The organism is Streptomyces sp. AC602_WCS936, from assembly GCF_019049125.1.
Lineage (GTDB): Bacteria > Actinomycetota > Actinomycetes > Streptomycetales > Streptomycetaceae > Streptomyces.
The window spans coordinates 63,556-87,864 of record NZ_JAGMUF010000054.1 but is presented as its reverse complement, the minus strand read 5'-3'; the positions used below and the strand labels follow the sequence as shown (position 1 = coordinate 87,864).

Sequence of the window (24,309 nt, the reverse complement as noted above, 5' to 3'; positions counted from 1 at the left end):
AGTACGGGCGGGGCAGGCCCCGGGACGACGCCGGGACCGGACTTGGTCTGTACATGACTGTGACGTACGGCCAGACTGTCCGCCGAGTGCGTACCGCCCGCCCCCCACCAAGGAGCGCCCGCCCATGCCCCTGAGCGCCCGGCAACGTTGTCTCGCCGCCCTCACCGGACTCGCCGCCCTCACCCTCGCCCTCGCCGGTCCCTCCGCCCAGGCGGCCCCGGCCGCCGGCACCTGGACCGAGGTGGGCTCCGACCGCGCCGACCCGCTGACCGAGAGCCAGGGACTGGCCTCCGTCGAGGTCCCGGCCGGCAGCCCGAACCGCTACACCGGCATCGGCACCATCCCCCTCGGCCTCAGCACCCGCGGCTGGAACCACGTCGGCGACCCCGACGCCTCCTACGACGGCCACTACGTCGAGCCGTACCAGCGGGACGACGGGAACACGAAGATGTTCCGCGTGCAGGCACCCGACGGCCGGTGGTCGGAGTACGTGCACACGCTGAGCCCCGGCGAGGCGCGGAACAACTCCTGGTCCGCGATCTCGCCCGACGGCCAGTGGATGCTGTCCGGCGAGTGGGGCACCATGAACCGGCTCCTCGTCTTCCCGACGCCCGGCGTCAACCCGGCCACCTCACCCTCGGCGAACCTGCCGCAGGCGGCCACCGTCCACCTGGACCACGCCGTGCGCGACGTCCAGGGCTGCGACTTCCTCGACGCGACGACGCTGCTCTGCTCCTCCGACGACCCCGAGGGGACCCTCTTCGGCGTCACCAAGCCCCTGCTGCGCATCGACCTGTCCGCCGCCCCGAACGGCACCGCGGACGTCACCGGTCACGTCACCGCCCTGCGGCAGCTGCCGTTGCGCAGCTCCTGCTCCGGCTCCTTCGAGGTGGAAGGCATCGACTACGACCGCCGTACCGGCACCCTGCGCGTGATCGTCGTGTCGCCGGGCTTCTGCGTGCTGACCGACAGCAAGACCTACCGCTTCACCCGGAGCTGACCCGCGCCGGTAGTGCTCGGCCCCGGGTGGTGCTTTTCTGGGGATATGGGCCACGCGTACGGGCCACGAGAGGAGCGATGACGATGGACGGTGAGCGACTGCACCCGGAGTCCGTCTCGGTGGAGCTGAGCGGGTGCAGCAAGGAGGACGCCCGGACCGTGTTCGACGCGCTGTGCGCGTGCTACGCGTCCGACCGGCGCTCGGACGAGGTGCCCCGGGACTACCACGAGGTGCGCCCCACCGTGTGGCTCGGCACGTTCGACGTGGCCGACGCCCACGGCGAGTGCGACCCCGCCCGGCTCGCGGCGTCCGTGGACGCCGACGTACAGGGCGGCTACTGGGCGATCGAGCGCTTCCGTACCACCCTGGACTCCCTGTTCACCGTGCACGACCTGAGCACGGCCTCCGGGGACCAGGAGCGGGAGCTGCACGTGAGGCTGGAGAGTCACTGACGCGAGCCCGCCGGCGCGGCGGTGTGGTGTACGCCGCCTCTTTGTGCAACTAGTTGCACAAAGAGGCGGCGGTCCTCTACAACAGAGGCACCACACCGCGCACGGAGGGCCCGATGAGCCGATACCCCCACCTGCTGAGCCCGCTGGACCTGGGCTTCACCACGCTGCCGAACCGGGTCCTGATGGGTTCCATGCACGTCGGTCTGGAGGAGGCCGAGCGCGGTTTCGAGCGCATGGCCGCCTTCTACGCCGCCCGGGCCCGCGGCGGAGTCGGCCTCATCGTGACCGGCGGCATCGCCCCCAACGACGAGGGCCGCCCCTACCCGGGCGGCGCCAAGCTCACCACCGAGGCGGAGGCCGAGCGGCACCGGACCGTCACGGAGGCCGTGCACCGCGAGGGCGGCCGCATCGCTCTGCAGATCCTCCACTTCGGCCGGTACGCGTACCACCCCGACCTCGTCGCCCCGAGCCCCCTCCAGGCCCCGATCAGCCCGCAGGTGCCCCGGGAGCTGACCGACGCCGACATCGAGCGCACGATCGACGACTACGTCCGCACCGCGCGCCTCGCCCGCGAGGCCGGGTACGACGGTGTCGAGATCATGGGCTCCGAGGGCTACCTCATCAACGAGTTCATCGCCGCGCGCACCAACCACCGCACCGACCGCTGGGGCGGCTCGTACGAGAACCGCATGCGCTTCCCCGTCGAGATCGTCCGCCGGGTGCGCGAGGCGGTCGGCGAGGACTTCGTCCTGATCTACCGGCTGTCCATGCTGGACCTGGTCCCCGGCGGCTCCACCCTCGACGAGGTGATCACCCTCGCCAAGGCCGTCGAGGCCGCCGGAGCCACCATCATCAACACCGGCATCGGCTGGCACGAGGCCCGCATCCCCACCATCGCCACCTCCGTGCCGCGCGGCGCCTACACCTGGGTGACCAAGCGCCTCATGGGCGAGGTCTCGGTGCCGCTGGTCACCACCAACCGCATCAACACCCCCGAGGTGGCCGAGCAGCTGCTCGCCGAGGGCACCGCCGACATGGTGTCGATGGCCCGCCCGATGCTGGCCGACCCCGACTTCGTCGCCAAGGCCGCGGCCGGCCGCCCCGAGGCGATCAACACCTGCATCGGCTGCAACCAGGCCTGCCTGGACCACACCTTCAGCGGCCAGATCACCTCCTGCCTGGTCAACCCGCGCGCCTGCCACGAGACCGAGCTGGTCCTCACCCCGACCCGGCGGCGCAAGCGTGTCGCGGTCGTCGGCGCCGGACCGGCGGGCCTCGCCTGTGCGGTGAGCGCGGCCGAGCGCGGCCACGAGGTCACCCTGTACGAGGCCGCGAGCGAGATCGGCGGCCAGCTCAACGTCGCCCGCAAGGTCCCCGGCAAGCAGGAGTTCGACGAGACGCTGCGCTACTTCCGTACGCAGCTGTCGGCGCACGGCGTCGACGTGCGCCTGAACACCCGGGTCGGCGCGGACGACCTCGACGGCCACGACGAGATCGTCGTCGCCACCGGAGTCACCCCCCGCACCCCCGACATCCCCGGCGTCGGCCACCCGAGCGTCGTCGGCTACCTCGACGTCCTGCGCGACGGAGCCCCCGTCGGCGACCGGGTCGCGATCCTCGGCGCGGGCGGCATCGGGTTCGACGTCGCCGAGTACCTCACCGACGGCGGCGACAAGGCGCACGAGGACCCGCAGACGTACTTCCGCCTCTGGGGCGTCGACACGGACTACCGGACCGCCGGCGGCCTCGCGGCGCCCGAACGTCCCGCGCCGCCGCGCACCGTCCACCTGCTCCAGCGCAAGACCACCAAGGTCGGCGCCGGTCTCGGCAAGACCACCGGCTGGATCCACCGCACCGAGCTCAAGCACCGCGGCGTCACCATGGTCCCGGGCGTGCGCTACGACCGGATCGACGACGCCGGACTGCACGTCACCGTCGACGGCGAGTCCACGGTGCTGGAGGTCGACACGGTGGTCCTGTGCACGGGCCAGGAGCCCAGCCGCGGCCTGTACGAGGAGCTGCTCGAAGCCGGCCGCAGCGTCCACCTCATCGGCGGCGCCGACGTGGCCGCGGAACTGGACGCCAAGCGCGCCGTCAAGCAGGGCACCGAGCTCGCGGCGGCGCTGTAGGCGGTGCGCGGGCCGTCCCTAGGATGAGCCCATGTCACTCCCGCACGCGATCCTCACCGCCCTGGTCGAAAAGCCGTCGTCGGGGCTGGAGCTGACCCGCCGGTTCGACCGGTCGATCGGGTACTTCTGGTCGGCCACGCACCAGCAGATCTACCGCGAGCTGGGAAAACTGGAGGCCGACGGCCTGATCCGGGCCGTGCCGGGGCAGCAGCCGGCCCGTGGGCAGAAGAAGTCCTACGAGGTGCTGCCGGCGGGCCGGGACGAACTGGCCCGCTGGACCGCGACCCCGCAGGACCCCAAGCCCCTGCGGGACGCGATGCTGTTGCGGCTGCGGGCGGCGGCCGTGGTCGGCACCACCGGCATCGAGGCGGATCTGCGCCGCCATCTGGAGCTGCACGAGCGGCAGTTGGCCGAGTACCAGGAGATCGAGAAGCGGGACTTCCCGCCGGAGAGGGACAGCACCGAGGACCGGCTGCGGCACCTGGTCCTCCGCGCGGGCATCGACCTGGAGACCTTCTGGACCCAGTGGCTCAGGCACGCGCTGGCGGAAGTCGGCGAACTGCCGGCGGAACCGGCAGGGCTCAGAACCGGTACGGCTTCGAACGCCGGCGCAGGAACCAGGCCGCCGCGATGACCCCGGTGCCGACGAGCGCGCCGCCCGCCACCAGGGTGGCCGTGCCGTAGTCCTGGACGGCACCGCCGAGGCCGCCCAGCACGCCGCGCGACGCGGACGCGGAGGGCTGGGGCGACGGGGAGGCGGAACGGCTGGGCGAGGGGGAGGGCGCCGCCGAGACGATGACGGTCTGGGTGCCGGCGGTGCTGTTGTTGGAGCACATGACGATGACGGTGTAGGTGCCGGGGCTGATCCCCGACCAGCTGGCGCCTTGCCCGGTGCTGTTCCCGGTCAGCGCCACCTGGCGCCCCTGGGCGAAGTCGCCCTGGCTGCCGGTGATCAGCGAGGCGGTGCCCCAGCTGCCGTTGAGCTGGGCGCAGGCGGTGGTGGTGACCGACACCGTGGTCCCGGTGGTGCTCACCGAGATCCCGGGGCCCGCGGCGGCGGGCCCGGCGGTCAGGGCGACGGGCAGCGCGGCGGCTGCCACGGTCAGGCCGGAGCGGAGGAGTGGCGAAGAGATGCGCATGTGGACTGCCCTCCGGCGGCACGGTCGGCGGTACGTCCCATGCGCCGCCGAGATCGGAAACGCCCGTGCTGCCTCACGGGAAGCCAACAGGGCGGCGCCCGCCCCCGCATGCGGAGCGCGACCGCCCAGGTGACGCGCTCCCCGCCCCGGCGTCACCCACCAGCGCCCGTCGTCACCTCCCGCTCCGCCGAGAAGCCGCCCCAGGTGCCGTCCGACAGCCTGGCCCGGACCTTCACCCGGTGCGTGACGCCGGGCTCCCGCCCCGCGTAGAAGCTGTACTCGGCCCGGTCGCGCGGCGCCTCGTCGCCGTAGACGAGGGACGTCGCCGGGCGGCCGTCCAGGTGGATCTGGTACTCCGTCACCACCCCGTCCGTGCGCGGCGGGGTCCAGGTGAGGTCGATGTAGTAGGCGCCGTCGGCGTGACGGGAGGCCGCGCGCAGGGCCGTGGGCGCGGTGGCGCGGCCGTCGTCGGAGCCCGGTGTGGTGAGCCGCACGACGGCACCGGCGGGGGAGACGTTGTCGGCGGCGTCCCGTGCCCGGACCGTGAAGGAGTAGCGGGTGCCCGGCCGCAGTCCCGTGACCACGGCCGCCGTCTGCCCGCCGCCGACGCTGTGCACCTTCGTGTCGCCCTGGTACACGTCGTACGACGCCACCCCGCGGTCGTCGGTCGCGGCGGACCAGGTGAGCTGGACCGCCCGGCTGCCCGCCGCCCGGCCGCGCGTGTCCCCCGGACGCGTCGGCGCCGAGTCGTCGGTGACCGCGGCGGGAGTGGTCGCCCGCACCTCCCGGCTGCGCGGCCCGAGCCGCCCGTCGGCGTCGCGGGCCCGCACGGTGAAGGCGTAGGCCGTCGAGGGGGTCAGCCGGGTGACGTCCACCATGCGGTCGGCGGCGGGCACCTCCTCGACCAGTGTGCCGCCGCGGTACACCTCGTACGCCTCGACCCCGTCGACCGCGTTCCACATCACGTGCACCGTCGTCGCGCTGCCCGCCTCGGCGGTGACGCCCGTCGGTGCCCCGGGCAGCGGGCCGTTCTTGCCGCCGTCGTCGCCTGTGCCCCAGCCGCAGGAGGCGACCAGGACGAGGGTTGTGCAGAGCACGGCACAGCGGCGCAGGACGGTCGGGAGGGGAGCGGGGGTGGGTGCGGTGGGAACGGGGACGTCTCGCACGGGCGCTGCCTCCAGGGTGGCGGCAATGGTCCGGACCAATATGACGTCAGTGACGCGACCACATCAAGAGGACGTGCACCGTCTGGCCCACAAAAGGTGGCGGCGCGAGTGTTCCGGGGACAGATGTGGCCGTGTGACCGTCCACGTCCCCCAGGAGAGGCCTCAACGTGCGTGTCCAGTCGCTGACACTGGTCGCGGCCAGCGCCGCCCTGCTCGCCCCCACGACGTTCCCCGACGTTCCGCCTCCGCCCCGGCCCGGACCCCAGGCCCCGTTCAGCTCCGGTCACCAGCCCCACGGCGGACCGGACCGCGCGGACCGGTCCGCCTTCCGGATGGGACCGGTGCCGCCGCCGCAGGACGCGCCGGTTCCGGAGGCCGCCGTGCGCCCCGAGTACGAGGCCGCGCCCGAAGCCGGCGCCCGGAGCGAGGGACCCGTCCGCGCCGCCGACCTGCTGGCCAAGGTGCGCGACTGCGACCCCGTCTCCAAGGGCCGCTACCGCAGTGACGCCGGAGCACCGGCGGACATCCCGGTCTGCGGCGCGCGGGGGGCCGTGTACTGGAAGGCCGACCTGGACGTCGACTGCGACGGCCGGCCCGGCGACCACTGCAACAGCCGCACCGACCCGCACTTCACACCCGCCACCGCCTACACCCAGTCGGACGGCCGCCCCCTGGACGCCGAACGTCTGCCCTACGTCGTGGTGCCGCAACCCAGCGACATCTGGGACCACCGCGTGGACGACGTCCGGGGCGGTTCGGTCGCGGCCGTCGTCCACGGTGACCGGGTGCGGTACGCCGTCGTCGGCGACGTCGGCCCGCGCGAGCTCATCGGCGAGGCCTCCTACGCCGCCGCCGAATCGCTCGGCATCCCCGCCGACCCGCACGCGGGCGGCACCGACTCCGGCGTGACGTACATCGTCTTCAAGGACAGCGAGGTCGATCCCATCGAGGACGAGGCCGCCGCCGAGGCAACGGGGGAGCGGCTCGCGCGGGAGTTCGTGGACGGCCGGTGAGGCGCGCGCGTCCCGGGCGCGGGGCGGGGAAAGTACCCGCCCCGCCGCCCCGCCGCCCGTCGTGCCGGTTCCGGGTCAGGCCTTCCGGTAGGAGTACGCCTCCGCGGCAGCCGCCTCGACGGCCGCCAGGTCCGCGCCCGTCGAGGCCGTGACGACCGCGGCCACCGCACCCTCGACGAAGGGAGCGTCCACCAGCCGGGTGTTCTCCGGCAGTTCGTCGCCCTCGGCGAGCAGCGCCTTCACCGTGAGCACCGCGCTGCCCAGGTCGGTGAGGACGGCGACCCCGGCGCCCCGGTCCACGGACGCGGCGGCCGCCGAGACCAGCTCGGAGCTGGTGCCGAACTCTCCGGACGCGGTTCCGCCCGCCGGGGCGACGGGCACGGCGGCGCCGCCGCCCGACAGGGCCTTCGCCAGTTCCGCCACCGACGCGGCGACCTGGGCGCTGTGCGACACCAGCACGATCCCGACCAGCTTCTCGTCACTCACCGGCCGCCTCCTCCAGTGCGGCGAAGAGCAGCGCGGCAGACGTGGCGCCGGGGTCCTGGTGCCCGATGCTGCGCTCGCCCAGATAGCTCGCCCTGCCCTTGCGGGCCTGTAGCGGAGTGGTCGCCTCGGCGCCCTCCTGAGCCGCCGCACGGGCCGCGGCGAACGAGTCACCGAGGGCGTCCACGGCGGGCCCCAGGGCATCGATCATGGTCTTGTCACCCGGCTGGGCGCCGCCGAGCGTGCGGACCGCGTCCACGCCCGTCCGCAACGCCTCGGCCAGCTGTGCCGGGCTCACCTCGGCGCCGTCCCCGAGCGCCTTGCCACTGCGGCGCAGCAGCGTCCCGTACAGCGGACCCGAGGCGCCGCCGACCGTCGAGATCAGCTGCCGCCCGGCGAGGGTGAGGACCGCCCCGGGCGTGCCGGGTGCCTCCTTCTCCAGGGTGGCCGCCACAGCCGTGAATCCCCGCTGGAGGTTGCTGCCGTGGTCGGCGTCGCCGATGGGCGAGTCGAGAGCGGTGAGCCGGTCCGCCTCACGGTCGACCAGCGCGGCGGTCGCCGTCATCCAACGGCGGAAGAAGTCGGCGTCGAGCACAGGATCTCCTTGCCTGGTAGGTACGTTCCGGTCCTTTCCCCGTCCACCGTCACATGCCCCACCTCAGACCCGGAGTCCGCACCGGCGCGTCCCACAGTCCGAGCAGCTCCTCGTCGATCTCGCACAGCGTGACCGAGGCACCCGCCATGTCCAGCGAGGTGACGTAATTGCCGACGAGGGTGCGGGCGACGGCGACACCGCGCTCGCCGAGCACCCGCTGCACCTCGGCGTTGAAGCCGTACAGCTCCAGCAGCGGGGTGGCGCCCATGCCGTTGACCAGTACCAGCACGGGGTTGCGCGGGCTGAGGTCGGCCAGCACCGCGTCGACGGCGGCCTCGGCGATCTCGCCCGAGGTCATCATCGGGCGCCGCTCCCGGCCGGGCTCCCCGTGGATGCCGATGCCCAGCTCCAGCTCACCGGCCGGCAGGTCGAAGGTAGGGCTGCCCTTGGCGGGCGTGGTGCAGGCACTGAGCGCGACGCCGAAGCTGCGGGAGCTGTCGTTCACCTGACGGGCGATCGCCTCCACCCGCTCCAGCGGCCGGCCCTCGTCCGCCGCGGCCCCGGCGATCTTCTCCACGAACAGCGTCGCCCCCGTGCCGCGCCGCCCGGCCGTGTAGAGGCTGTCCGTCACCGCCACGTCGTCGTCGACCAGCACCTTGGCCACCTGGATGCCCTCGTCCTCGGCCAGTTCGGCGGCCATGTCGAAGTTGAGCACGTCACCGGTGTAGTTCTTGACGACGAACAGCACCCCGGCCCCGCTGTCCACGGCCGCCGCGGCCCGCACCATCTGGTCCGGCACGGGTGAGGTGAACACCTCACCCGGGCAGGCCGCCGACAGCATCCCGGGCCCCACGAACCCCCCGTGCAGCGGCTCGTGCCCGGAGCCCCCGCCGGACACCAGGGCCACCTTCCCGGCGACGGGAGCGTCCCGCCGCACGACCACCCGGTTCTCGACGTCCACCGTCAACTCGGGATGAGCGGCCGCCATACCGCGCAGCGCGTCCGCGACGACGGTCTCGGGAACGTTGATGAGCATCTTCATGGGTGCCTCCTGGGAAGAGTGGCAGGCCTGGCGGTCGGGCGAGCCCTGGCCAAGGTGACGCTGTCGGCAGTATCGGTCCTGCGGCAGCGAAGGTCACGTGAGAGAGCGGCACGGGCGCGCCCCGGTCCCCACGTCCGCCGTCCGCGGTGCACCTGAGTTCAGACACGCAACATTTTCAGGAATCGCGGTCCATGAATTCGGCGCTGACATGAGAGTGACGTCACCACCTCGGAACGTTCCGAGGTGCCCTCGGCCGCCGAGGTGAACTTGCGGTGATCGATGGAAGAGGCCGGAGCTGACGCGTGGTCGGCCCCGGCCGTGACGGACCGCCGCCGGAATTTCCGATCGGGTTGGGCACTTCTGTGCGGACGGCAGCTTCCTTGGTGAAGATCCCAACTGGACCGCAATGATCAAGTAGCCGGAACGTCCTGGGGCTGTCGATCGCACACTCCCTCGTGACGGCCCACGGCGGCGACATCCAGGTCGACACCGCCCCGGGCCGGGGGTGCGCCTTCGGGGTGCGGCTCGCTCTCCTCGAAACAGACGGATTGAGAGCCGGGCGGAGCGCGGTGGCGCGAGGACGGGTGCCGTGGCCGCTGCCCGCGGCCGGCCGCGCCCGGAACAGCGCTTCCCCATCGGCGATACGCTCCGGATGTGTCTCAGCAACCCCTACCCGACGAGCGGCGCCCCACCAACGACGGACGCAGGGTCGCCGGTCGCAACCGGGCCGCTCTCGTCACCGCCGCGCGGGAGATCTACGCGGAGCACGGCCTCGGCGCACCGTTGTCCGCGATCGCGCGCCGGGCCGGGGTGGGGCAGGGCGTCCTCTACCGGCACTTCCCCGACCGGACCGCCGTCGCCACCGCGGTCCTGGACGAGAACGTCCGTGAGATCGAGCAGGCGGCGGCGGCACCGGACGCGGACATCGCCGGGGTCCTCGGTGTGCTGACCTGGCACCAGACCGAGTCGGCGGCCTTCATCAGCGTCCTGCACGCCGACGGGGCGGCGGCCGGCCGTTCCGGCATTCCCGAGTACGCCGCCGACCTGTCCCGGCGGGTCGAGCGGGCCCTGCGGGCGCATCTGCCGGACGGCCACCGGCTGGCGCGGGCGCGGGACGACCTCATGATCGCCGTCGCCATGGTCTCGGGCGCCGTCACCGGCCCCACCCGCGAGCAGCGGGAACACCGGGCGCTGGCGGCATGGCGGCTGCTCGGCGTCGAGGTGGGACCGGTGCGCCCCTTCGGCGGGTGAAGGGCGCGGTCAGCCGCCGTTGGACTGACGAATGCCCTCCGCCAGTGCGTCGAAGGTGTACAGATACCCTCCGGCGGGCCCGCTGACGGTCATGTACGCCTTGGTCCCGCCGGGGGTGATGGCCACGTTGGTCGCCGATTCGAGGCGTTCGGCGGCGCGTGCGGGGACCTCGACGGTCGCCAGGCGCGCACCGTGCCGGTCGTACACCGCCATGGCGGGCCGGCCGTGCAGCGCCTGGTACAGGTTGCCGTCCGCGTCCACCGCGATCGAGTCGGTCTGGGCGACCCCGCCGTCCACCCTGATGGCCGTGTGCCGGGAGGAGACCCCGCCCTCGCCGTCGAGGAGAAGGTAGGACACGCGGTTCTGCGTGAGCTCACTGACCCACAGACCGCGGTACTCCGCGTCGAACGAGATCCCGTTCGGCGCCGCCAGCCCGTCCGCCAGGACCGCTGCGTTCTTCCCCTCGCGGTCGATCCGCACCACGCGCCCCTTCGCCTCGCCCTCGGACATGCCGCGCGAGTCGCTGACGTACAGGTTGCCGTCCTGGTCGAAGGCGACGTCGTCGGGGTTCATCGCCGCTCCGTCGACCTCGCCCGAGAAGAAGGTCCGCGGGTCGCTGCCGTCGGGGGCCATGCTGACGATCTCGCCGTGGGAGAAGTCGGTCAGGTACAGACGTCCGTCGTGGGGACTGAACTGAGCCGAGGTGTAGGCGCCGCGGTCGTCGGTGTGGATCTGGCGCGACGTCTTCTTCCCGACGTCGACGCTCAGCACTTTCGGATCGCCGGCCGGGGCCGTGACGTCGACGACGATCAGGTTGCCGTCCGCGTCGAACGTGGGGCCCTCGAGCAGGGTCATGCCCGTCTCGGGGTGCACCTGTGTCAGCCGCATCACCTTGTGGGCGCGGACGGTCCGGTCCGCGCCGCCGGCGGCCGCCTCCTGGGGGCCACCGCGGCCCGTGTCCGTACCGCACCCGGTGAGGGCCAGCAGGCCGAGGGCGGCGAGCCCGGTGAGGGATCGGAGCGGGAGTCGTCGCATGGGGGTCACTCTTCCTGTCCGAAGCTTTGCGGAAGCTGTCCGAACCGCAACCGGACAGTGTTGTCCGGTTCTTGTTACGGTAGAGCATGCCTGCTCAAGTCCGTTGACCGCGTGAGCTTTTGCCGGACCAGAGCGGCTGCCTGGGAGCGAAACGGAAGAATCGAGGTCCCCCCACATGACGAACTCGCAGGCTCCTTCTCCCGAGGCACTGGCCGATCTGAGGCGCCGCTATCGCCTGGAGAGGGAGCGGCGCGTGCGCCCCGACGGCACTCGGCAGTACCTCGCCGCCGACGCCGGGTTCGGCTACTACGCCGACGATCCGTACGCGGCGGAAGTCGCGGAGCGCGAGCCCCTGCGGGACCGGGTGGACGTCGCGGTCGTCGGCGGCGGGTTCGGCGGCATCCTGGCGGGCGCGCGGTTGCGTCAGCGGGGCATCGGGCGGGTCCGTGTCCTGGAGAAGGGCGGCGACTTCGGCGGGACCTGGTACTGGAACCGGTACCCGGGCATCCACTGCGACATCGAGTCGCACGTGTATCTGCCGATGCTCGACGAGACCGGCTACGTACCGGAGTGGAAGTACTCGCCCGGAGAGGAGATCCGCCGCCACGCGGTACGGATCGCGGAGAAGTCCGACCTCCGCGCCGACGCGCTGTTCTCCACCTCGGTCACCTCCCTGACCTGGGACGAGGCCTCGCGGGCATGGATCGTCACGACCGACCGGGGCGACGAGTTCCGGGCCACGTACGTCGTCACGGCGACCGGTACCCTCTCCGAACTCAAGCTCCCCGGCATCCCCGGCGTCGAGAACTTCGAGGGCCACACCTTCCACACCTCGCGCTGGGACTACGCCTACACCGGCGGCACCCCGGACGGCGGCCTCACCGGCCTCGCGGGCAAGCGTGTGGGCGTCGTCGGCACCGGCGCCACCGGCGTCCAGGTCATCCCGAAGCTGGCCGAGGACGCGGCACACGTCTACGTGTTCCAGCGCACCCCCTCCGCCGTGGACGTGCGCGCCAACCGCCGTACCACCGCGCGGGACGTGGGTGCCGACCACGACGGCTGGGCGCGCGAGCGCCGCGACAACTTCCTGCGCATCGTGTCCGGCGAGTCCGCCGGAGAGGACCTCGTGGCGGACCGGTGGACCTCGGCGGCCGGTCTGCTCGAGAAGCTCCTGCCGAGCTTCCGCCGTCCCGCGGACCGGCAGGCGTTCGAAACGGCCTACGAGGTCGCGGACGCCGCGAAGATGAACGAGGTCCGTGCCCGCGTCGACCGGATCGTCGCCGACGCGGACACGGCCGAGAAACTCAAGCCCTGGTACCGGTACGCCTGCAAGCGCCCCACGTTCTCCGACACCTACCTGCAGACGTTCAACCGCGACAACGTCACCCTCGTCGACACCGCGGACACGCACGGCATCGAGCGGATGACCGAACACGGCGTCGTCGTCGGGGACACCGAGTACGCACTCGACTGCCTGGTCTTCGCCACCGGTTTCTCCGTCGGAGTCTCCGGCGTCCACTCCGGGAAGCTGTCCGTCCGCGGCCGGGACGGCGTCGAGTTGCTGGACGCGTTGCGGCGGCGGGGTCCGCGTTCCCTGCACGGCTTCACCAGCAACGGCTTTCCGAACCTGATCCAGTTGGGAGCCGTGCAGAGCGCCAGCAGCGTCAACTTCACGCACGTACTCGACGAGCACGCCGTACACGCGGCGGCGCTCGTCGCGGCCGCCGAGGCCGAGGGCGCCGTCATCGAGCCGTCCCGTGCGGCCGAGGACGCCTGGCTCGCGGTCATGACCGAGGGCGCGCCGGACCACGAGTGGTTCCACGCCGAGTGCACCCCCGGCTACTACAACGGCGAGGGGCGCGGCCGGCCGAACGGGCCGAACGCCTACCCGCACGGCGCGGCCGCCTTCCACGACCTCCTGAAGCGCTGGCGCGAGGAGTCCATGGACGAGGTCCTCAGGGCCGGGCAGCCTTCCTGAGCCTTCGGGCGGGGCCGGTTCAGACGGCGGACCAGCCGTCGTCGACGGGCAGGATCGCACCGTTGATGTTGCTCGCGGCGTCCGAGGCGAGGAAGAGGATCGCGGCCGCCTGCTCCTCCGGCTGCGACACGCGGCCCAGGTTGACGAAGTGCGGGCCGATCGCCGCCGGCCCGTGCGCCGCGCTGTCGGCATCCACCGCGATGGCGGTGGCGGTGCCGCCGGGGCAGATGGCGTTGGCGCGGATGCCGTTCTTGCGGTACATCACCGCCAGCGACTTCGTCAGCCCCACCACGCCGTGCTTGGAGGCCGTGTAGGAGGCGCCCGCGGCGCTGCCGCGCAGGGCGGCCTCGGAGGCGGTGTTCACGATGGCGCCGCGGCCCGCGGCCAGCATGTGCGGCAGCACGGCGCGGGCGAGCATGAACGGCGCGGTCAGGTTGACCCGGATCACCCGGTCCCACTCGGCGTCGCTCACGTCGGCCAGTGCCGACATGCTGTCCATGATCCCGGCGTTGTTCACCAGGACGTCCACGCCGCCGAACCGCTCCACCGCCGTCGCCGTCACCCGGTCCACGACGGCCTGTTCGCTCAGGTCGCCCGTGACGGCCACCGCGGTGCCGCCCGCCCGGCCGATTTCCTCGACGACCGCGTCGGCGCGGCCGGCGTCGAGGTCCGCCACCACGACGCGGTCACCCTGCGCGGCGAAGGCGAGCGCGGCCGCGCGTCCGATGCCCGATCCCGCTCCGGTGACGATCACACCGCGTCCGTTCAGATCGCCGGTCATGAAGTGCTCCATCCAAGTCGTGCCGTCGCGGTGGACCGGTGTCGCACCGCGCCGGCACTCTACCTCTTTATGTCTCTGAGTGACATAAAGTAGGGGCGGGTGAGAACGGGGGTGGGGGAGAATGCCCATGGCATTGATCACCGGCGCCGGAGGGGCAGATGACCGCAGCTCGTGGACGGACGGGGCGGCCGCCCCTGACCGAGGAGCGCAAGGCCGCCATCCGGCTGGAGATCGCCCGGGCCGCGGTCGACCTGTTCGTCGCCCAGGGCGTCGCCGCGACGACGGGGGAGCAGATCGGGCAGGCCGTCGGCGTCTCGGCGCGCACGGTGTGGCGCTACTTCCCGAGCAAGGAGAGCTGCGTACGGCCGCTGTTCTCGACCGGCATCGACACGATCGCCACCGCCCTGCGGCAGTGGCGCCCCGGCCGCCCCCTCGAGGAGGCCTTCGACCACGTGTGGGCCCGCGACGCGGCCCTGCCCGGCCCGGACGTGGGCGCCCTGCTGCGGCTGACCCGGAGCGAACCGGGTCTGCGGGCGGTCTGGCTGCAGACCCACGACGAGGCGGAACCCGCCTTCGCGCGCGCCCTCGCCGAGCGTGCCGGGCTGCCCGCCGACGACGTACGGCCCGCCATCCGGGCCGCCATGCTCAACGCCGCGCTCCGTGCGGCGGTCGAACACCACGCCTACCGGACGACCGAGCCGGGCGCCGATCCCGCGACCGCCCGGGCCGATCTCGCGGCGACCCTGCGCACCGCCCTGGCCGTCACGGCGGCCGGACTCACCTGAACGCCGTGGCGCCGGTGAACGCGGGAGCGGCCGTCAGCGACCGGCGGGGGGCGGCGACGCCATGAGGGGGCGACGGGCCGGCAGCAGGCGGGCGGCGTGCCGAGCGACGTCCAGGAGCGTCCCCTCCTCGTGCGGGCGGGCCACGATCTGGAGGCCGACGGGTTCCCCTTGCGGGGTGAACCCGGCCGGCAGGCTGAGCGCCGGATGCCCGCTGATGTTGAACGCCCAGGTCAGGGCGACGCTCATCCGATCGCCAGGGCCGTCGTGGCCGTGCGGCGGATGCGGGGTGGTGGGCGTGAGAATGAGGTCGGCTGCCTCGAAGCATCGGCGCAGCAGCCGGTCGTTGGCGGCGACGCCGGCCACGTCGGTACGGTCGCACGCCCCAGCGCGGATCGAGGTCCACGCATCAGCGGGATCGACCAGCGCGAGGTCCGCAGAGCCCGTCGGCGTGATCAGTCGGCCGCGGGCCAGTCGCAGAGCCGCCCGACGGGCGACTGCGGCGACCGCGGGGTCGGTGTCCGCGTGGCCCAGGTCGGCCGACCAGACCGCGGCGAGCGGGTACGCGGGACGCCCGGCCGGCTCCGGCGCCCCGTCGACCGCTCGGAGGTAGGCGAGGGCGTCCGCCGGATCGCGGACGAGTACGCCCGGTGAGTTGAGTCCCGCTCGATCGCGGGAGGGCAGTCGGCCGTTGGTGGGTTTCAACCCGATGACGCCGCACCAGGCAGCGGGTATGCGCACCGATCCGGCGCCGTCGGATCCGCTCGCGAGAGGAACGAGGCCGGCGGCGACCGCGGCCGCCGAGCCCGCCGACGAGCCGCCGGGCGACCACGCCGCGTGGAACGGGTTGAGGGTGGGGCCCCGTTCCGTGTGCCCGTAGGTCTGCCAGCCCTTGCCGGTGCGCGGAACCGAAGTGGCGCCGACCGGCACGCAACCGGCCGCCGTCAGCCTGACGTTCTGCCAGGAGCCGGGACCCTCGCTCGCCTTGACGCCGATCGGTACGCCCGCGAGCGGCAGGCGGTCACCGCGGGCGAGCAGCGCGTCGACGTCGCGGGCCCGGCGGAGGGCTTGCTCGCGCCATACCTCGGTGAACGCCCGGACACCGTCGTCGCGTTCCTCGATGCCGGCCAGCGCCGCCGTGACGACGCCGACGGCCGTCACGTCGCCGCGCCGCACCAACCCGGCGATCTCCACGGCGGACAGGGCCGAGTACGTGTCCGTGCTCATCATCAGTACGTGAACTCCATGGCCGGAAGTCTTCCGGTCCCGTGAACCCGCGTACAGCGGATATCGGTTGGGCGCGGGAGTCAGACGGGCTGCCAGACCTCGGCCAGCGCCGACGTGGTCAGCACGCCGTCGGGGTGCCCCTGTCCGGCCAGGCGGCCGTCGCGGAGCAGGAGGCACGCGTCCGCCGAGCGCGCGGCCTGAAGGTCGTGGGTGGCCTGGACGACGGTCACGCCGTCGGCGACCAACTCCGTCAGCAGCGTCGCGATGCGCTCCCTGGCCTCGGGGTCGAGCCCCGTGGTCGGTTCGTCCAGCAGCAGGAGGTCCGACTCCTGGGCCAGCCCCTGGGCGACGAGGACGCGTTGGCGCTGACCGCCCGACAGTTCCCCGAGCTGGCGCCCGGCCAGGTCGGCGACGTGCAGCCGGTCGAGGGCCGAGTCCACGCGCGCGCGGTCCTCGCGCGTCAGCCGGCGCCAGGGTCCGCGCTCGCCCCAGCGTCCCATCTCCACGGTCTGCCGGACGGTCAGCGGCAGGGCGTCCGCGACGGCACCGCGCTGCGGCACGAAGGCCGGCGGCCGGTCGCCGTCGTGGTGCACGTCTCCCGCTGTCGGCCGGATCACGCCGGCCAGGACGCCGAGCAGCGTCGACTTCCCGCTGCCGTTCGGGCCGACGAGGGCCGTGGTGGCCAACGCAGGTATCTCGGCCGTCATGCGGTGGAGCACCGGACGGCCCGGATAGCCGGCGCTCAGCCGACTGAAGCGGACGCATGTCGTCCGCCGGGTGGGAGGGGCCGGCGAGAGGCGTGGTTCGTTGAACATGATTTTCATTGTAGTGTCCTCGCATGGAGTGGTTGACAGCCCCGTTCGAAGTGACGTTCGTCCAGCGCGCCCTGTGGGGCGGCATCCTCGTGTCCGCCATCTGCGCACCGGCCGGTACCTGGGTGGTGCTCAGGGGGATGGCCTTCCTCGGGGACGCCATGTCCCACGGGCTGCTGCCCGGCGTCGCGCTGGCCGCGCTGCTCGGCGGGAACCCGCTGGTGGGCGCGGTGGCGAGCGCGGCCGTCATGACGGCGGGCGTCACCGCGCTCGGGCGCACGCCGAGGCTGTCCCAGGACACCGGGATCGGGCTGCTGTTCGTGGGCATGCTGTCGCTGGGCGTGATCATCGTCTCGCGCTCGCAGTCCTTCGCCGTGGATCTGACCGGCTTCCTCTTCGGCGACGTCCTCGCCGTCCGGGAACAGGACCTGCTTCTGCTGGGCGTCGCTCTGCTGGTGGCCCTGGCCGTCTCGGTCCTCGGCCACCGCGCCTTCCTCGCCCTCGCGTTCGACCCGCGCAAGGCCCGCACCCTCGGCCTGCGCCCCCGCCTCGCACACGCGGTGCTGCTCGGCCTGCTGGGCATGGCGATCGTCGCCTCGTTCCACATCGTGGGGACCCTGCTGGTCCTGGGACTGCTCATCGCCCCGCCGGCGGCGGCCCTGCCCTGGGCGCGCGGCGTCCGCGGCGTCATGGTCCTGGCCGCGCTCCTCGGCACCGTCGCCACCTTCGGCGGCCTGCTCCTGTCCTGGCACCTGGGCACCGCCGCCGGCGCGACCGTCTCGGCGCTCGCGGTGACCCTCTTCTTCCTCTCCCACGTCGCGTCCGGCCTCCGCCACCGCCGCACGCGATCCGCAGCCGTTCCCGCTCCGGCACCAGTCGACTGAAGGAAAAGCAGACGCGATGGCCCTGACCGTCCGAAAGAACACCACCACGCGGGCATCGACCGCACTCGTCCTGACCGCACTCCTCGCCGCCGGCTGCGCCCAGGGAGCCGACGACACGTCCGCCCCGGCCGCGAGCCCACCGACCGCCACCCCGCACGGATATGTGGAGGGGGCGAAGGAGTCCGCCGAGCAGCAGTCCCGTCTGCTGCTCGGCGACCCCGGCAGCGGCGACACCCGGGTCCTCGACCTCATCACCGGCAAGGCGCACAGGACGGCGGACGTGGCGGGCGCGACCCGGCTGTCCTCCGACGGCCGCTTCGGCTACTTCGACACCCCCCGCGGTACGCACGTGGTCGACACCGGTGCCTGGACGGTCGACCACGGCGACCACGTGCACTACTACCGGGCGGCGATACGCGACGTCGGCGACCTTCCCGTGGGCCCGCACGCCGAGGTCCGCAGCGACGCCACCGTGACCGCCGTGACCGACCGGGACGGCCGGACCAGGCTGTACGACCGGACGGAGCTGGAGGACGGCGAGGTCCCGGCCGCCCGGACCCTCCACGGGGTGCACTCCGGCGCCGTGGTGCCCTACGAGGAACACCTGCTCGCGCTCACCGGCGACGGCCGCTCCACGAAACTCACCGTGTACGACCGCGAGGGCGAGCGCGTCACCGCGCCGGACGCGGTGTGCGAGGAACCCGGCGGCGACGCGGTCACCCGGCGCGGACTCGTCCTCGGATGTGCCGACGGCGCGCTGCTCGTCAGCGCGGACGACGGCGCCTTCACCGCGGAGAGAATCCCGTACGGAGAGGACGTGCCCGTGAAGGAACGGGCCACCGCCTTCCGGCACCGGGCCGGCAGCGACACCCTCACGGCACCGGCCGGTGACCGCGCCGTGTGGGTCCTTGACGTCACCGACCGCACCTGGAGGCGGGTGGAGACCGGGCCGGTCGTCGCCGCCAACACGGCGGGGGAGGGCTCCGCGCTGCTCGTCCTGGAGACCGACGGCGCGCTGCACGGATACGACATCGCCACGGGCAGGGAGACCTCCACCACCGAGCCGCTCCTGACCACGTCCGGGAAGACCGGCACCGACCCCGGCGGACCCGTCATCGAGGTGGACCGCAGCCGCGCCTACGTCAACGACCCCGCGGGCAAGCGGGTGTACGAGGTCGACTACAACGACGGCCTGCGCATCGCCCGCACCTTCGACCTGGACATCGAGCCCCGCCTGATGACGGAGACCGGCCGATGAGGGGCACGAAGCGCGCCCGGGTGGGCATCGCCCGGCTGCGCAGCCTGCTGGTGGGCCTGCTCGCCCTCACCACGGCGGCGGCCGCCACCGCGTGCGCCGCCACCGACGACAGGGCCCGCATCGTCGTGACCACCAACATCCTCGGTGACGTCACCCGGCAGATCGTCGGCGACGAGGCCGAGGTCACCGTCCTGATGAAACCGAACGCGGACCCGCACTCCTTCGGCCTGTCGGCGGTACAGGCCGCCGAACTGGAGGGCGCCGACCTGGTGGTCTTCAACGGCCTCGGCCTGGAGGAGAACGTACTGCGGCACGTGGACGCCGCCCGCGAGGCCGGCGTGGCCACCTTCGAGGCCGGCGAGGCCGTCGACCCGCTCACCTTCCACGCGAGCGACGACGGCGGCCCCGCCGACGGGGCCGGACAGCCGGACCCGCACTTCTGGACCGACCCGGACCGGATGCGCAAGGCGGCCGGCCTCATGGCCGACCAGGTGGTGGAGCACGTGGACGGCGTGGACGAGACGGCGATACGCGCCAACGCCGCACGCTACGACTCACGACTCGCGGAGCTGTCCACCTGGATGGCGGACTCCTTCGACCGCATCCCCGACGACGAGCGCGCCCTGGTCACCAACCACCACGTCTTCGGCTACCTCGCCGAACGCTTCGGCTTCCGCGTCATCGGCGCCGTGATCCCCAGCGGCACGACGCTGGCCTCGCCCAGCTCCTCCGACCTGCGCTCGCTCACCCGGGCCATGGAACGGGCCGGGGTGCGCACGGTGTTCGCCGACTCCTCCCAGCCCAAGCGGCTGGCCGAGGTGCTGCGCACGGAACTGGGCGGCGACGTACGGGTCATCGAGCTGTACTCGGAGTCACTGACCGCGAAGGGCGAGGGCGCCGACACCTACCTGCGGATGATGCGCGCCAACACCACCGCCATGACCGACGGACTGACCGCCTCCCCGGGCGGCGGCTGACTCCGCCTCGCCTTCCCCCACCAGTTTCCGGCCGACCGGCCGGCACCCCGTCCCGCATCACACGCCGCCCCGGCGCGGCCCGGAAAGGAACACACCGGTGAACAAGTCGATACGCAACAGAACCCTCACGGGGACGGCCCTCGCCCTGGCGGTGTCCACGGTGCTGACCGCCTGCGGCGGCGACGGGGCCTCGTCCTCCTCGTCCGACGCGAAGGTGAAGGACACCGCGAGCGCCACGCCCGCCACCACGGTCACGGACCCGCTGGTGGCCACCTTCGACGGCGGCCTCTACATCCTGGACGGCGAGAGCCTGAAGCTGACCCGGACCATCGAGCTGCCCGGGTTCAACCGGGTCAACCCCGCCGGGGACGACGACCACGTCATCGTCTCCACCGACAGCGGCTTCCGCGTCCTGGACGCGGCGGACCAGACCCTCACCGACATCGAGTACCCGGGCGCCAAGCCCGGCCACGTCGTACGCCACGCCGGGAAGACGGTGCTCTTCACCGACGGCACCGGCCAGGTCAACGTCTTCGACCCCGCCGACCTCGGAACCGGCGAGAAGCCGCAGGGCCGCACCTACACCACGGCCGAGGCCCACCACGGCGTCGCCATCGAACTGGCGAACGGCGAGCTCCTCACCACGATCGGCGACGAGGAGAAGCGCACCGGAGCCCTCGTCCTGGACGAGAACGGCGAGGAAATCGCCCGCAACGAGGACTGCCCCGGCGTGCACGGCGAGGCGGCGGCCGAGGGCGAGGCGATCGCCGTCGGCTGCGAGGACGGAGTGCTGCTCTACAAGGACGGCGAGTTCACCAAGGTGGACGCCCCCGACGACTACGGCCGGATCGGCAACCAGGCCGGCAGCGACGCCTCGCCCGTCCTGCTGGGCGACTACAAGACCGACCCGGACGCGGAGCTGGAGCGGCCCACACGGGTGTCGCTGATCGACACGGAGAAGGCGAAGCTGCGCCTGGTCGACCTCGGCACCAGCTACTCGTTCCGCTCGCTGGCCCGCGGACCGCACGGCGAGGCACTCGTCCTCGGCACCGACGGCGCGATCCACGTCATCGACCCGGTCAGCGGCAAGGTCACCGAGAAGATCCCCGCCGTGGGCGCGTGGCAGGAGCCGCTGGACTGGCAGCAGCCGAGGCCCACGCTCTTCGTCCGCGACCACACCGCCTACGTCTCCGAGCCGAGCACGAGGAGCCTGCACGCCATCGACCTGGAGTCGGGCGAGAAGGTCACGTCCGTGACGCTCCCCAAGGGCACCAACGAACTGTCGGGCGTCGTCGCCGGGCACTGACCCCGCACGCCCGCGCGGTCACGAGCGCGGCGGGCCGCCCGGTCTCCGGGCGACCCGCCCCCGTGCGTAGGGCACACTCGGATGGAGGGGGGCCGTCCCTGCGGATCACTGCGAGGCCCGCATGCTCGATGTGCCGTTCTGGCTCTGGACAGTCTTCGCCGCGACCGTGGTCGTGTCACTCGTCGTCGACCTGCTGGCCCACCGAAGCGCCCACGTCATCGGTTTCAAGGAAGCGGCGGCCTGGAGCGGACTGTGGGTGGGACTCGCCCTCGTCTTCGGCGCGGTCGTCTTCCTGGTGCTCGGCGGGACGGCGGGAACCGAGTACACCACCGCGTGGCTGCTGGAGAAGAGCCTCTCCGTCGACAACCTCTTCGTCTTCGCCCTGATCTTCGCCTATTTCAAGGTGCCCCGCGAATACCAGCACCGGGTCCTCTTCTTCGGGGTCATCGGCGCCCTGGTGTTCCGCGGTCTCTTCCTGGCCGCCGGTGTGGCCGTGGTCAGCCGGTTCACCGCCGTCCTGTTCGTCTTCGCGGCCATCCTCTTCTACAGCGTGTACAAGATCCTCAAGGGCGAGGAGGAGAGCTTCGACCCGGGCCGGAGCTTCGCCGTCCGCCTGCTGCGCAAGTTCGTCCCCGTGCGGGACGAGTACGCGGGGCAGCGGTTCTTCGTCAAGGAGGCGGGGAAGCGGGTGGCGACACCCCTGCTGGCCGTCGTCGCCGCGATCGAGGCGGCCGACCTGATCTTCGCCGTGGACAGCGTGCCGGCCGTGCTCGCCGTCAGCGACGAGACCTTCATCGTCTACACCAGCAACGCGTTCGCCATCCTCGGCCTCAGGGCCCTGTACTTCATGCTGTCGGGCCTGCTGGACCGCTTCCACTACCTGAGCACGGGCCTGGCCGTCATCCTCGGCTTCATCGGCGTCAAGCTCATCCTCCAGGCGAGCCACGAGATGATCAGCACGTCCATCCCCGAGATCCCCTCCACGCTGAGTCTGGCCGTGATCGTCGTGGTCCTGACGGTGTCGGTGATCATGAGTTTGAGGCGTCCCCAGAAGTCCTCGTAGTAATTCGTAGTAAAGTGGGAGCAAAGGCTTTTCAAAGCTCTCGCTGGTGTTGGTGAGAAATCATGACCAGTCACATGCAGAAGACGAAAACAGGCGCGAAAACGCGGCAGACCGAAGCGCCGCGCGAGAACGACGTCTGTCCCTCCTGCGGCCACCACGTGCCCGCGGAGGTCTCACGCCACAAGACCCTCGGCATCTACGTCCCGGTATGGCACCGGGGCACCTGCCTGAATCCCGACTGCCCCGAGTCCGGCCAGGAGCGGCGCTCGTAGCCCGGGGCCGCCGGCTCAGCCGACGGCGGGACCGGTGACGGGCCGGCCCTCGCGGTCGTAGGGCCAGACGTTGGTCCGGCAGCCGTGCAGCCCCTTGATCTGCTGCATCATCACCGGGGCGGGACGCCCCGCCCCGGGGCAGCTCTCGTGGCCGTGGCCGAGGAAGTGCCCGACCTCGTGGTTGATGATCAGCGCGCGGTAGGACGTCACGTCGTCCGCGTAGTACCGCGTCGCCAGCAGCCACCGCTTGAGGTTGACCATGACGTCCTGACCGACGTTGCAGTTGACCTCGCCGCCGGTGTCCAGGCCGTACTGGCCGCAGATGTCGTCCACCGTCCCCGCCGTGGCCAGCCGCACCCGGAAGTCGGAGGTGCCGCCGGACACCCGCCGGAACTCGGTCCGCCCGTCGGCCGTCCAGCCGCGCTCGTCGGCGAGGATCCGCTCCACCTCGGCCGCCACCTCCGGCGCCGCGATCCCGATGCCGTCCTCGACCTGCACGACGTAGGTGAGCGTCCGTCCGCTCCCGCCGACCGGGTCACCGCCGCCCCGCGCGGTGACGAACGTCCCCGGGCCCGACGACGGGATGGAGGCGGCGTCCGGGCGCTTCCCCGCACCGGTCGCGCCCTCGCGTGCGGACGGTGCGCCGGAGCCCGGCGCGGACGGACCGGCCGCGTCCGCGCGGCCGTCGACGGACGCGGACCGTTCCTCGAGGGCCAGGCCGCCGGCGAGCAGCAGCACGACACCGGCCACGAGCCCCGCCCACAGGAGCGGCGGTCCGCCGCCCCGCCTGCGACGGGCCCGGCTTCCGCGGCGGCGGGACGCGCCGGAGGACGAGGAGGGGTTCGATCGGTGCACGTTCATGATCACGAAGCGTGCCCGGTCCGTGTGATCGCCCATGGACGGCTTTTGGACCGCTGTGTAACAGCCGTGACCCGCACGCGGGCGTTCGCACGTACATCCGCATACTGAGACCCATGCCACGGGTCCTGATCATCGAAGACGACCGCGCCGTCCGGGAGGGCGTGCGCCTGGCCCTGCGCCGCCAGGGACACGAGGTCGCCGCGGCGGCGACGGGCGAGGAGGGGCTGCGGCAGCTGCGGTCGTTCCGGCCCGACGCCGTCGTCCTCGACCTGATGCTGCCCGGCATGCCCGGTCTGGAGGTGTGCCGCCGCATACGCGCCCACGACCAGGTGCCGATCATCATGGCCACCGCCCGCGGCGACGACGCGGACATCGTGGTCGGACTGGAGTCCGGGGCCGACGACTACGTGGTCAAGCCGGTCCGCGCCCGTGTACTGGACGCACGCATCCGCGCGGTGCTGCGCCGGGTGGGCGGCGCCGCGGACGACCACGGCACCTCCCGCGTCGAACACCACGGCGACCTGGTCATCGACCGGGCCGGACTCACCGTCACCCACCAGGGACGGCCGGTCGCCCTCGGCCCCTCCGAACTCCGGCTGCTGCTGACCCTGTCGGCCTCCGCCGGGCAGGTCTTCAGCCGCCAGCAGCTCCTGGAAGCAGTCTGGGAGCACAGCTACCACGGCGACGCGCGCCTGGTGGACGCCTGCGTCAAGCGCCTGCGGTCCAAGATCGGCGAACCCGCCGGCAGCCCCCGCTACGTCCACACCGTGCGCGGCTTCGGCTACCGCTTCGGCGCCCGATGA

At 72.6% G+C, this 24,309-nt stretch carries 25 protein-coding genes; 15 read left to right on the top strand and 10 right to left on the bottom strand.

Going from position 1 to position 24,309, the window contains the following annotated elements:
- The first annotated feature begins 124 nt into the window (after positions 1 to 124).
- The 4 genes from KUM03_RS17745 to KUM03_RS17730 all read left to right on the top strand — a co-directional run bounded on the left by KUM03_RS17745 (position 125) and on the right by KUM03_RS17730 (position 4,215).
- Positions 125 to 1,000: a hypothetical protein gene (locus KUM03_RS17745; protein WP_217249931.1), complete on the top strand. Its 876-nt coding sequence runs from the start codon at positions 125 to 127 to the stop codon at positions 998 to 1,000.
- Between the two features lie 83 nt (positions 1,001 to 1,083).
- On the top strand, positions 1,084 to 1,452 hold the full coding sequence (locus KUM03_RS17740; protein WP_217249929.1) for a hypothetical protein: 369 nt from the start codon (positions 1,084 to 1,086) through the stop codon (positions 1,450 to 1,452).
- A gap of 113 nt (positions 1,453 to 1,565) precedes the next feature.
- Positions 1,566 to 3,581 carry an NADPH-dependent 2,4-dienoyl-CoA reductase gene (locus tag KUM03_RS17735; protein WP_217249927.1) on the top strand — a complete coding sequence of 672 codons (2,016 nt, stop codon included), beginning with the start codon at positions 1,566 to 1,568 and terminating at the stop codon, positions 3,579 to 3,581.
- A 31-nt stretch (positions 3,582 to 3,612) separates the two neighbouring features.
- Positions 3,613 to 4,215 (top strand): PadR family transcriptional regulator, encoded by a 603-nt coding sequence (locus KUM03_RS17730; RefSeq protein WP_217249919.1) that lies wholly within the window; start codon positions 3,613 to 3,615, stop codon positions 4,213 to 4,215.
- On the opposite strand, the gene KUM03_RS17725 is transcribed toward KUM03_RS17730, so the two are convergent.
- Positions 4,163 to 4,720 carry a hypothetical protein gene (locus KUM03_RS17725; RefSeq protein WP_217249911.1) on the bottom strand — a complete coding sequence of 186 codons (558 nt, stop codon included), beginning with the start codon at positions 4,718 to 4,720 and terminating at the stop codon, positions 4,163 to 4,165. The genes KUM03_RS17730 and KUM03_RS17725 overlap by 53 nt on opposite strands.
- 152 nt (positions 4,721 to 4,872) lie before the next feature.
- On the bottom strand, positions 4,873 to 5,886 hold the full coding sequence (locus tag KUM03_RS17720; RefSeq protein ID WP_374225337.1) for a fibronectin type III domain-containing protein: 1,014 nt from the start codon (positions 5,884 to 5,886) through the stop codon (positions 4,873 to 4,875).
- 167 nt (positions 5,887 to 6,053) lie between these two features.
- Here KUM03_RS17720 and KUM03_RS17715 point away from each other — a divergent pair, with 167 nt between their 5' ends.
- Positions 6,054 to 6,899: a glycoside hydrolase family 75 protein gene (locus KUM03_RS17715; RefSeq protein ID WP_217249909.1), complete on the top strand. Its 846-nt coding sequence runs from the start codon at positions 6,054 to 6,056 to the stop codon at positions 6,897 to 6,899.
- Between the two features lie 75 nt (positions 6,900 to 6,974).
- On the opposite strand, the gene KUM03_RS17710 is transcribed toward KUM03_RS17715, so the two are convergent.
- From KUM03_RS17710 to dhaK, 3 genes are read right to left on the bottom strand one after another with little or no spacing between them, the layout of a single operon-like run.
- Positions 6,975 to 7,385, bottom strand: a complete 411-nt coding sequence (locus KUM03_RS17710; protein WP_217249907.1) for a PTS-dependent dihydroxyacetone kinase phosphotransferase subunit DhaM — start codon at positions 7,383 to 7,385, stop codon at positions 6,975 to 6,977.
- Positions 7,378 to 7,977 (bottom strand): dihydroxyacetone kinase subunit DhaL, encoded by a 600-nt coding sequence (gene dhaL / locus KUM03_RS17705; protein WP_217249900.1) that lies wholly within the window; start codon positions 7,975 to 7,977, stop codon positions 7,378 to 7,380. Before dhaL ends, KUM03_RS17710 begins: the two co-directional genes overlap by 8 nt.
- Before the next feature lie 49 nt (positions 7,978 to 8,026).
- Positions 8,027 to 9,019 carry a dihydroxyacetone kinase subunit DhaK gene (gene dhaK / locus KUM03_RS17700; RefSeq protein ID WP_217249898.1) on the bottom strand — a complete coding sequence of 331 codons (993 nt, stop codon included), beginning with the start codon at positions 9,017 to 9,019 and terminating at the stop codon, positions 8,027 to 8,029.
- Between the two features lie 654 nt (positions 9,020 to 9,673).
- Here dhaK and KUM03_RS17695 point away from each other — a divergent pair.
- Positions 9,674 to 10,270: a TetR/AcrR family transcriptional regulator gene (locus KUM03_RS17695; RefSeq protein ID WP_217249896.1), complete on the top strand. Its 597-nt coding sequence runs from the start codon at positions 9,674 to 9,676 to the stop codon at positions 10,268 to 10,270.
- A 9-nt stretch (positions 10,271 to 10,279) separates the two neighbouring features.
- Here the strand turns inward: KUM03_RS17695 and KUM03_RS17690 are convergent, their stop codons facing one another.
- Complete coding sequence (locus KUM03_RS17690) at positions 10,280 to 11,305, bottom strand: SMP-30/gluconolactonase/LRE family protein (protein ID WP_217249894.1); 1,026 nt, start codon at positions 11,303 to 11,305, stop codon at positions 10,280 to 10,282.
- Positions 11,306 to 11,480: 175 nt separating this feature from the next.
- Here KUM03_RS17690 and KUM03_RS17685 point away from each other — a divergent pair, with 175 nt between their 5' ends.
- Complete coding sequence (locus tag KUM03_RS17685) at positions 11,481 to 13,283, top strand: NAD(P)/FAD-dependent oxidoreductase (protein WP_217249891.1); 1,803 nt, start codon at positions 11,481 to 11,483, stop codon at positions 13,281 to 13,283.
- Positions 13,284 to 13,302: 19 nt separating this feature from the next.
- Here the strand turns inward: KUM03_RS17685 and KUM03_RS17680 are convergent, their stop codons facing one another.
- Entirely contained in the window at positions 13,303 to 14,064 is a 762-nt protein-coding gene (locus tag KUM03_RS17680) for an SDR family NAD(P)-dependent oxidoreductase (protein ID WP_217249889.1), read from the bottom strand.
- A 158-nt stretch (positions 14,065 to 14,222) separates the two neighbouring features.
- Between KUM03_RS17680 and KUM03_RS17675 the strand changes: the two genes are divergently transcribed.
- Positions 14,223 to 14,849, top strand: a complete 627-nt coding sequence (locus KUM03_RS17675; RefSeq protein ID WP_217249886.1) for a TetR/AcrR family transcriptional regulator — start codon at positions 14,223 to 14,225, stop codon at positions 14,847 to 14,849.
- A gap of 33 nt (positions 14,850 to 14,882) precedes the next feature.
- Here the strand turns inward: KUM03_RS17675 and KUM03_RS17670 are convergent, their stop codons facing one another.
- The gene (locus KUM03_RS17670; protein ID WP_217249873.1) at positions 14,883 to 16,076 is read right to left on the bottom strand and encodes an amidase; all 1,194 of its coding nucleotides are present in this window, start codon (positions 16,074 to 16,076) and stop codon (positions 14,883 to 14,885) included.
- 77 nt (positions 16,077 to 16,153) lie between these two features.
- Entirely contained in the window at positions 16,154 to 16,897 is a 744-nt protein-coding gene (gene aztA / locus KUM03_RS17665) for a zinc ABC transporter ATP-binding protein AztA (RefSeq protein ID WP_217249871.1), read from the bottom strand.
- Between the two features lie 14 nt (positions 16,898 to 16,911).
- Here aztA and aztB point away from each other — a divergent pair, with 14 nt between their 5' ends.
- The 6 genes from aztB (at position 16,912) to KUM03_RS17635 (ending at position 22,645) form a co-directional block, all read left to right on the top strand.
- Entirely contained in the window at positions 16,912 to 17,769 is an 858-nt protein-coding gene (gene aztB / locus KUM03_RS17660; protein ID WP_217249864.1) for a zinc ABC transporter permease AztB, read from the top strand.
- A 16-nt stretch (positions 17,770 to 17,785) separates the two neighbouring features.
- Positions 17,786 to 19,027 (top strand): hypothetical protein, encoded by a 1,242-nt coding sequence (locus KUM03_RS17655; protein WP_217249849.1) that lies wholly within the window; start codon positions 17,786 to 17,788, stop codon positions 19,025 to 19,027.
- Positions 19,024 to 20,004 carry a zinc ABC transporter substrate-binding protein AztC gene (aztC, locus tag KUM03_RS17650; protein ID WP_217249847.1) on the top strand — a complete coding sequence of 327 codons (981 nt, stop codon included), beginning with the start codon at positions 19,024 to 19,026 and terminating at the stop codon, positions 20,002 to 20,004. The genes KUM03_RS17655 and aztC overlap by 4 nt, the downstream gene beginning before the upstream one ends.
- A 97-nt stretch (positions 20,005 to 20,101) precedes the next feature.
- Positions 20,102 to 21,310: a zinc metallochaperone AztD gene (gene aztD, locus KUM03_RS17645; RefSeq protein WP_217249846.1), complete on the top strand. Its 1,209-nt coding sequence runs from the start codon at positions 20,102 to 20,104 to the stop codon at positions 21,308 to 21,310.
- A 121-nt stretch (positions 21,311 to 21,431) separates the two neighbouring features.
- Positions 21,432 to 22,373 (top strand): TerC family protein, encoded by a 942-nt coding sequence (locus KUM03_RS17640; RefSeq protein WP_217249844.1) that lies wholly within the window; start codon positions 21,432 to 21,434, stop codon positions 22,371 to 22,373.
- A gap of 62 nt (positions 22,374 to 22,435) precedes the next feature.
- Positions 22,436 to 22,645: a hypothetical protein gene (locus KUM03_RS17635; RefSeq protein WP_308406349.1), complete on the top strand. Its 210-nt coding sequence runs from the start codon at positions 22,436 to 22,438 to the stop codon at positions 22,643 to 22,645.
- Between the two features lie 15 nt (positions 22,646 to 22,660).
- On the opposite strand, the gene KUM03_RS17630 is transcribed toward KUM03_RS17635, so the two are convergent.
- Positions 22,661 to 23,506 (bottom strand): DUF3152 domain-containing protein, encoded by an 846-nt coding sequence (locus KUM03_RS17630; protein ID WP_217249842.1) that lies wholly within the window; start codon positions 23,504 to 23,506, stop codon positions 22,661 to 22,663.
- 113 nt (positions 23,507 to 23,619) lie between these two features.
- Between KUM03_RS17630 and KUM03_RS17625 the strand changes: the two genes are divergently transcribed.
- Complete coding sequence (locus KUM03_RS17625) at positions 23,620 to 24,309, top strand: response regulator transcription factor (RefSeq protein ID WP_217249840.1); 690 nt, start codon at positions 23,620 to 23,622, stop codon at positions 24,307 to 24,309.

What these genes read in the sequence shown, in the direction of transcription:
- KUM03_RS17745 (WP_217249931.1), top strand. Translation starts at nt 125, where the DNA reads ATGCCCCTGAGCGCCCGGCAACGTTGTCTCGCCGCCCTCACCGGACTC.
- KUM03_RS17740 (WP_217249929.1), top strand. Translation starts at nt 1,084, where the DNA reads ATGGACGGTGAGCGACTGCACCCGGAGTCCGTCTCGGTGGAGCTGAGC.
- KUM03_RS17735 (WP_217249927.1), top strand. Translation starts at nt 1,566, where the DNA reads ATGAGCCGATACCCCCACCTGCTGAGCCCGCTGGACCTGGGCTTCACC.
- KUM03_RS17730 (WP_217249919.1), top strand. Translation starts at nt 3,613, where the DNA reads ATGTCACTCCCGCACGCGATCCTCACCGCCCTGGTCGAAAAGCCGTCG.
- KUM03_RS17725 (WP_217249911.1), bottom strand. Translation starts at nt 4,720, where the DNA reads ATGCGCATCTCTTCGCCACTCCTCCGCTCCGGCCTGACCGTGGCAGCC.
- dhaK (WP_217249898.1), bottom strand. Translation starts at nt 9,019, where the DNA reads ATGAAGATGCTCATCAACGTTCCCGAGACCGTCGTCGCGGACGCGCTG.
- KUM03_RS17690 (WP_217249894.1), bottom strand. Translation starts at nt 11,305, where the DNA reads ATGCGACGACTCCCGCTCCGATCCCTCACCGGGCTCGCCGCCCTCGGC.
- KUM03_RS17685 (WP_217249891.1), top strand. Translation starts at nt 11,481, where the DNA reads ATGACGAACTCGCAGGCTCCTTCTCCCGAGGCACTGGCCGATCTGAGG.
- KUM03_RS17680 (WP_217249889.1), bottom strand. Translation starts at nt 14,064, where the DNA reads ATGACCGGCGATCTGAACGGACGCGGTGTGATCGTCACCGGAGCGGGA.
- KUM03_RS17675 (WP_217249886.1), top strand. Translation starts at nt 14,223, where the DNA reads ATGACCGCAGCTCGTGGACGGACGGGGCGGCCGCCCCTGACCGAGGAG.
- KUM03_RS17670 (WP_217249873.1), bottom strand. Translation starts at nt 16,076, where the DNA reads ATGATGAGCACGGACACGTACTCGGCCCTGTCCGCCGTGGAGATCGCC.
- aztA (WP_217249871.1), bottom strand. Translation starts at nt 16,897, where the DNA reads ATGAAAATCATGTTCAACGAACCACGCCTCTCGCCGGCCCCTCCCACC.
- aztB (WP_217249864.1), top strand. Translation starts at nt 16,912, where the DNA reads ATGGAGTGGTTGACAGCCCCGTTCGAAGTGACGTTCGTCCAGCGCGCC.
- KUM03_RS17655 (WP_217249849.1), top strand. Translation starts at nt 17,786, where the DNA reads ATGGCCCTGACCGTCCGAAAGAACACCACCACGCGGGCATCGACCGCA.
- aztC (WP_217249847.1), top strand. Translation starts at nt 19,024, where the DNA reads ATGAGGGGCACGAAGCGCGCCCGGGTGGGCATCGCCCGGCTGCGCAGC.
- KUM03_RS17640 (WP_217249844.1), top strand. Translation starts at nt 21,432, where the DNA reads ATGCTCGATGTGCCGTTCTGGCTCTGGACAGTCTTCGCCGCGACCGTG.
- KUM03_RS17635 (WP_308406349.1), top strand. Translation starts at nt 22,436, where the DNA reads ATGACCAGTCACATGCAGAAGACGAAAACAGGCGCGAAAACGCGGCAG.
- KUM03_RS17630 (WP_217249842.1), bottom strand. Translation starts at nt 23,506, where the DNA reads ATGAACGTGCACCGATCGAACCCCTCCTCGTCCTCCGGCGCGTCCCGC.
- KUM03_RS17625 (WP_217249840.1), top strand. Translation starts at nt 23,620, where the DNA reads ATGCCACGGGTCCTGATCATCGAAGACGACCGCGCCGTCCGGGAGGGC.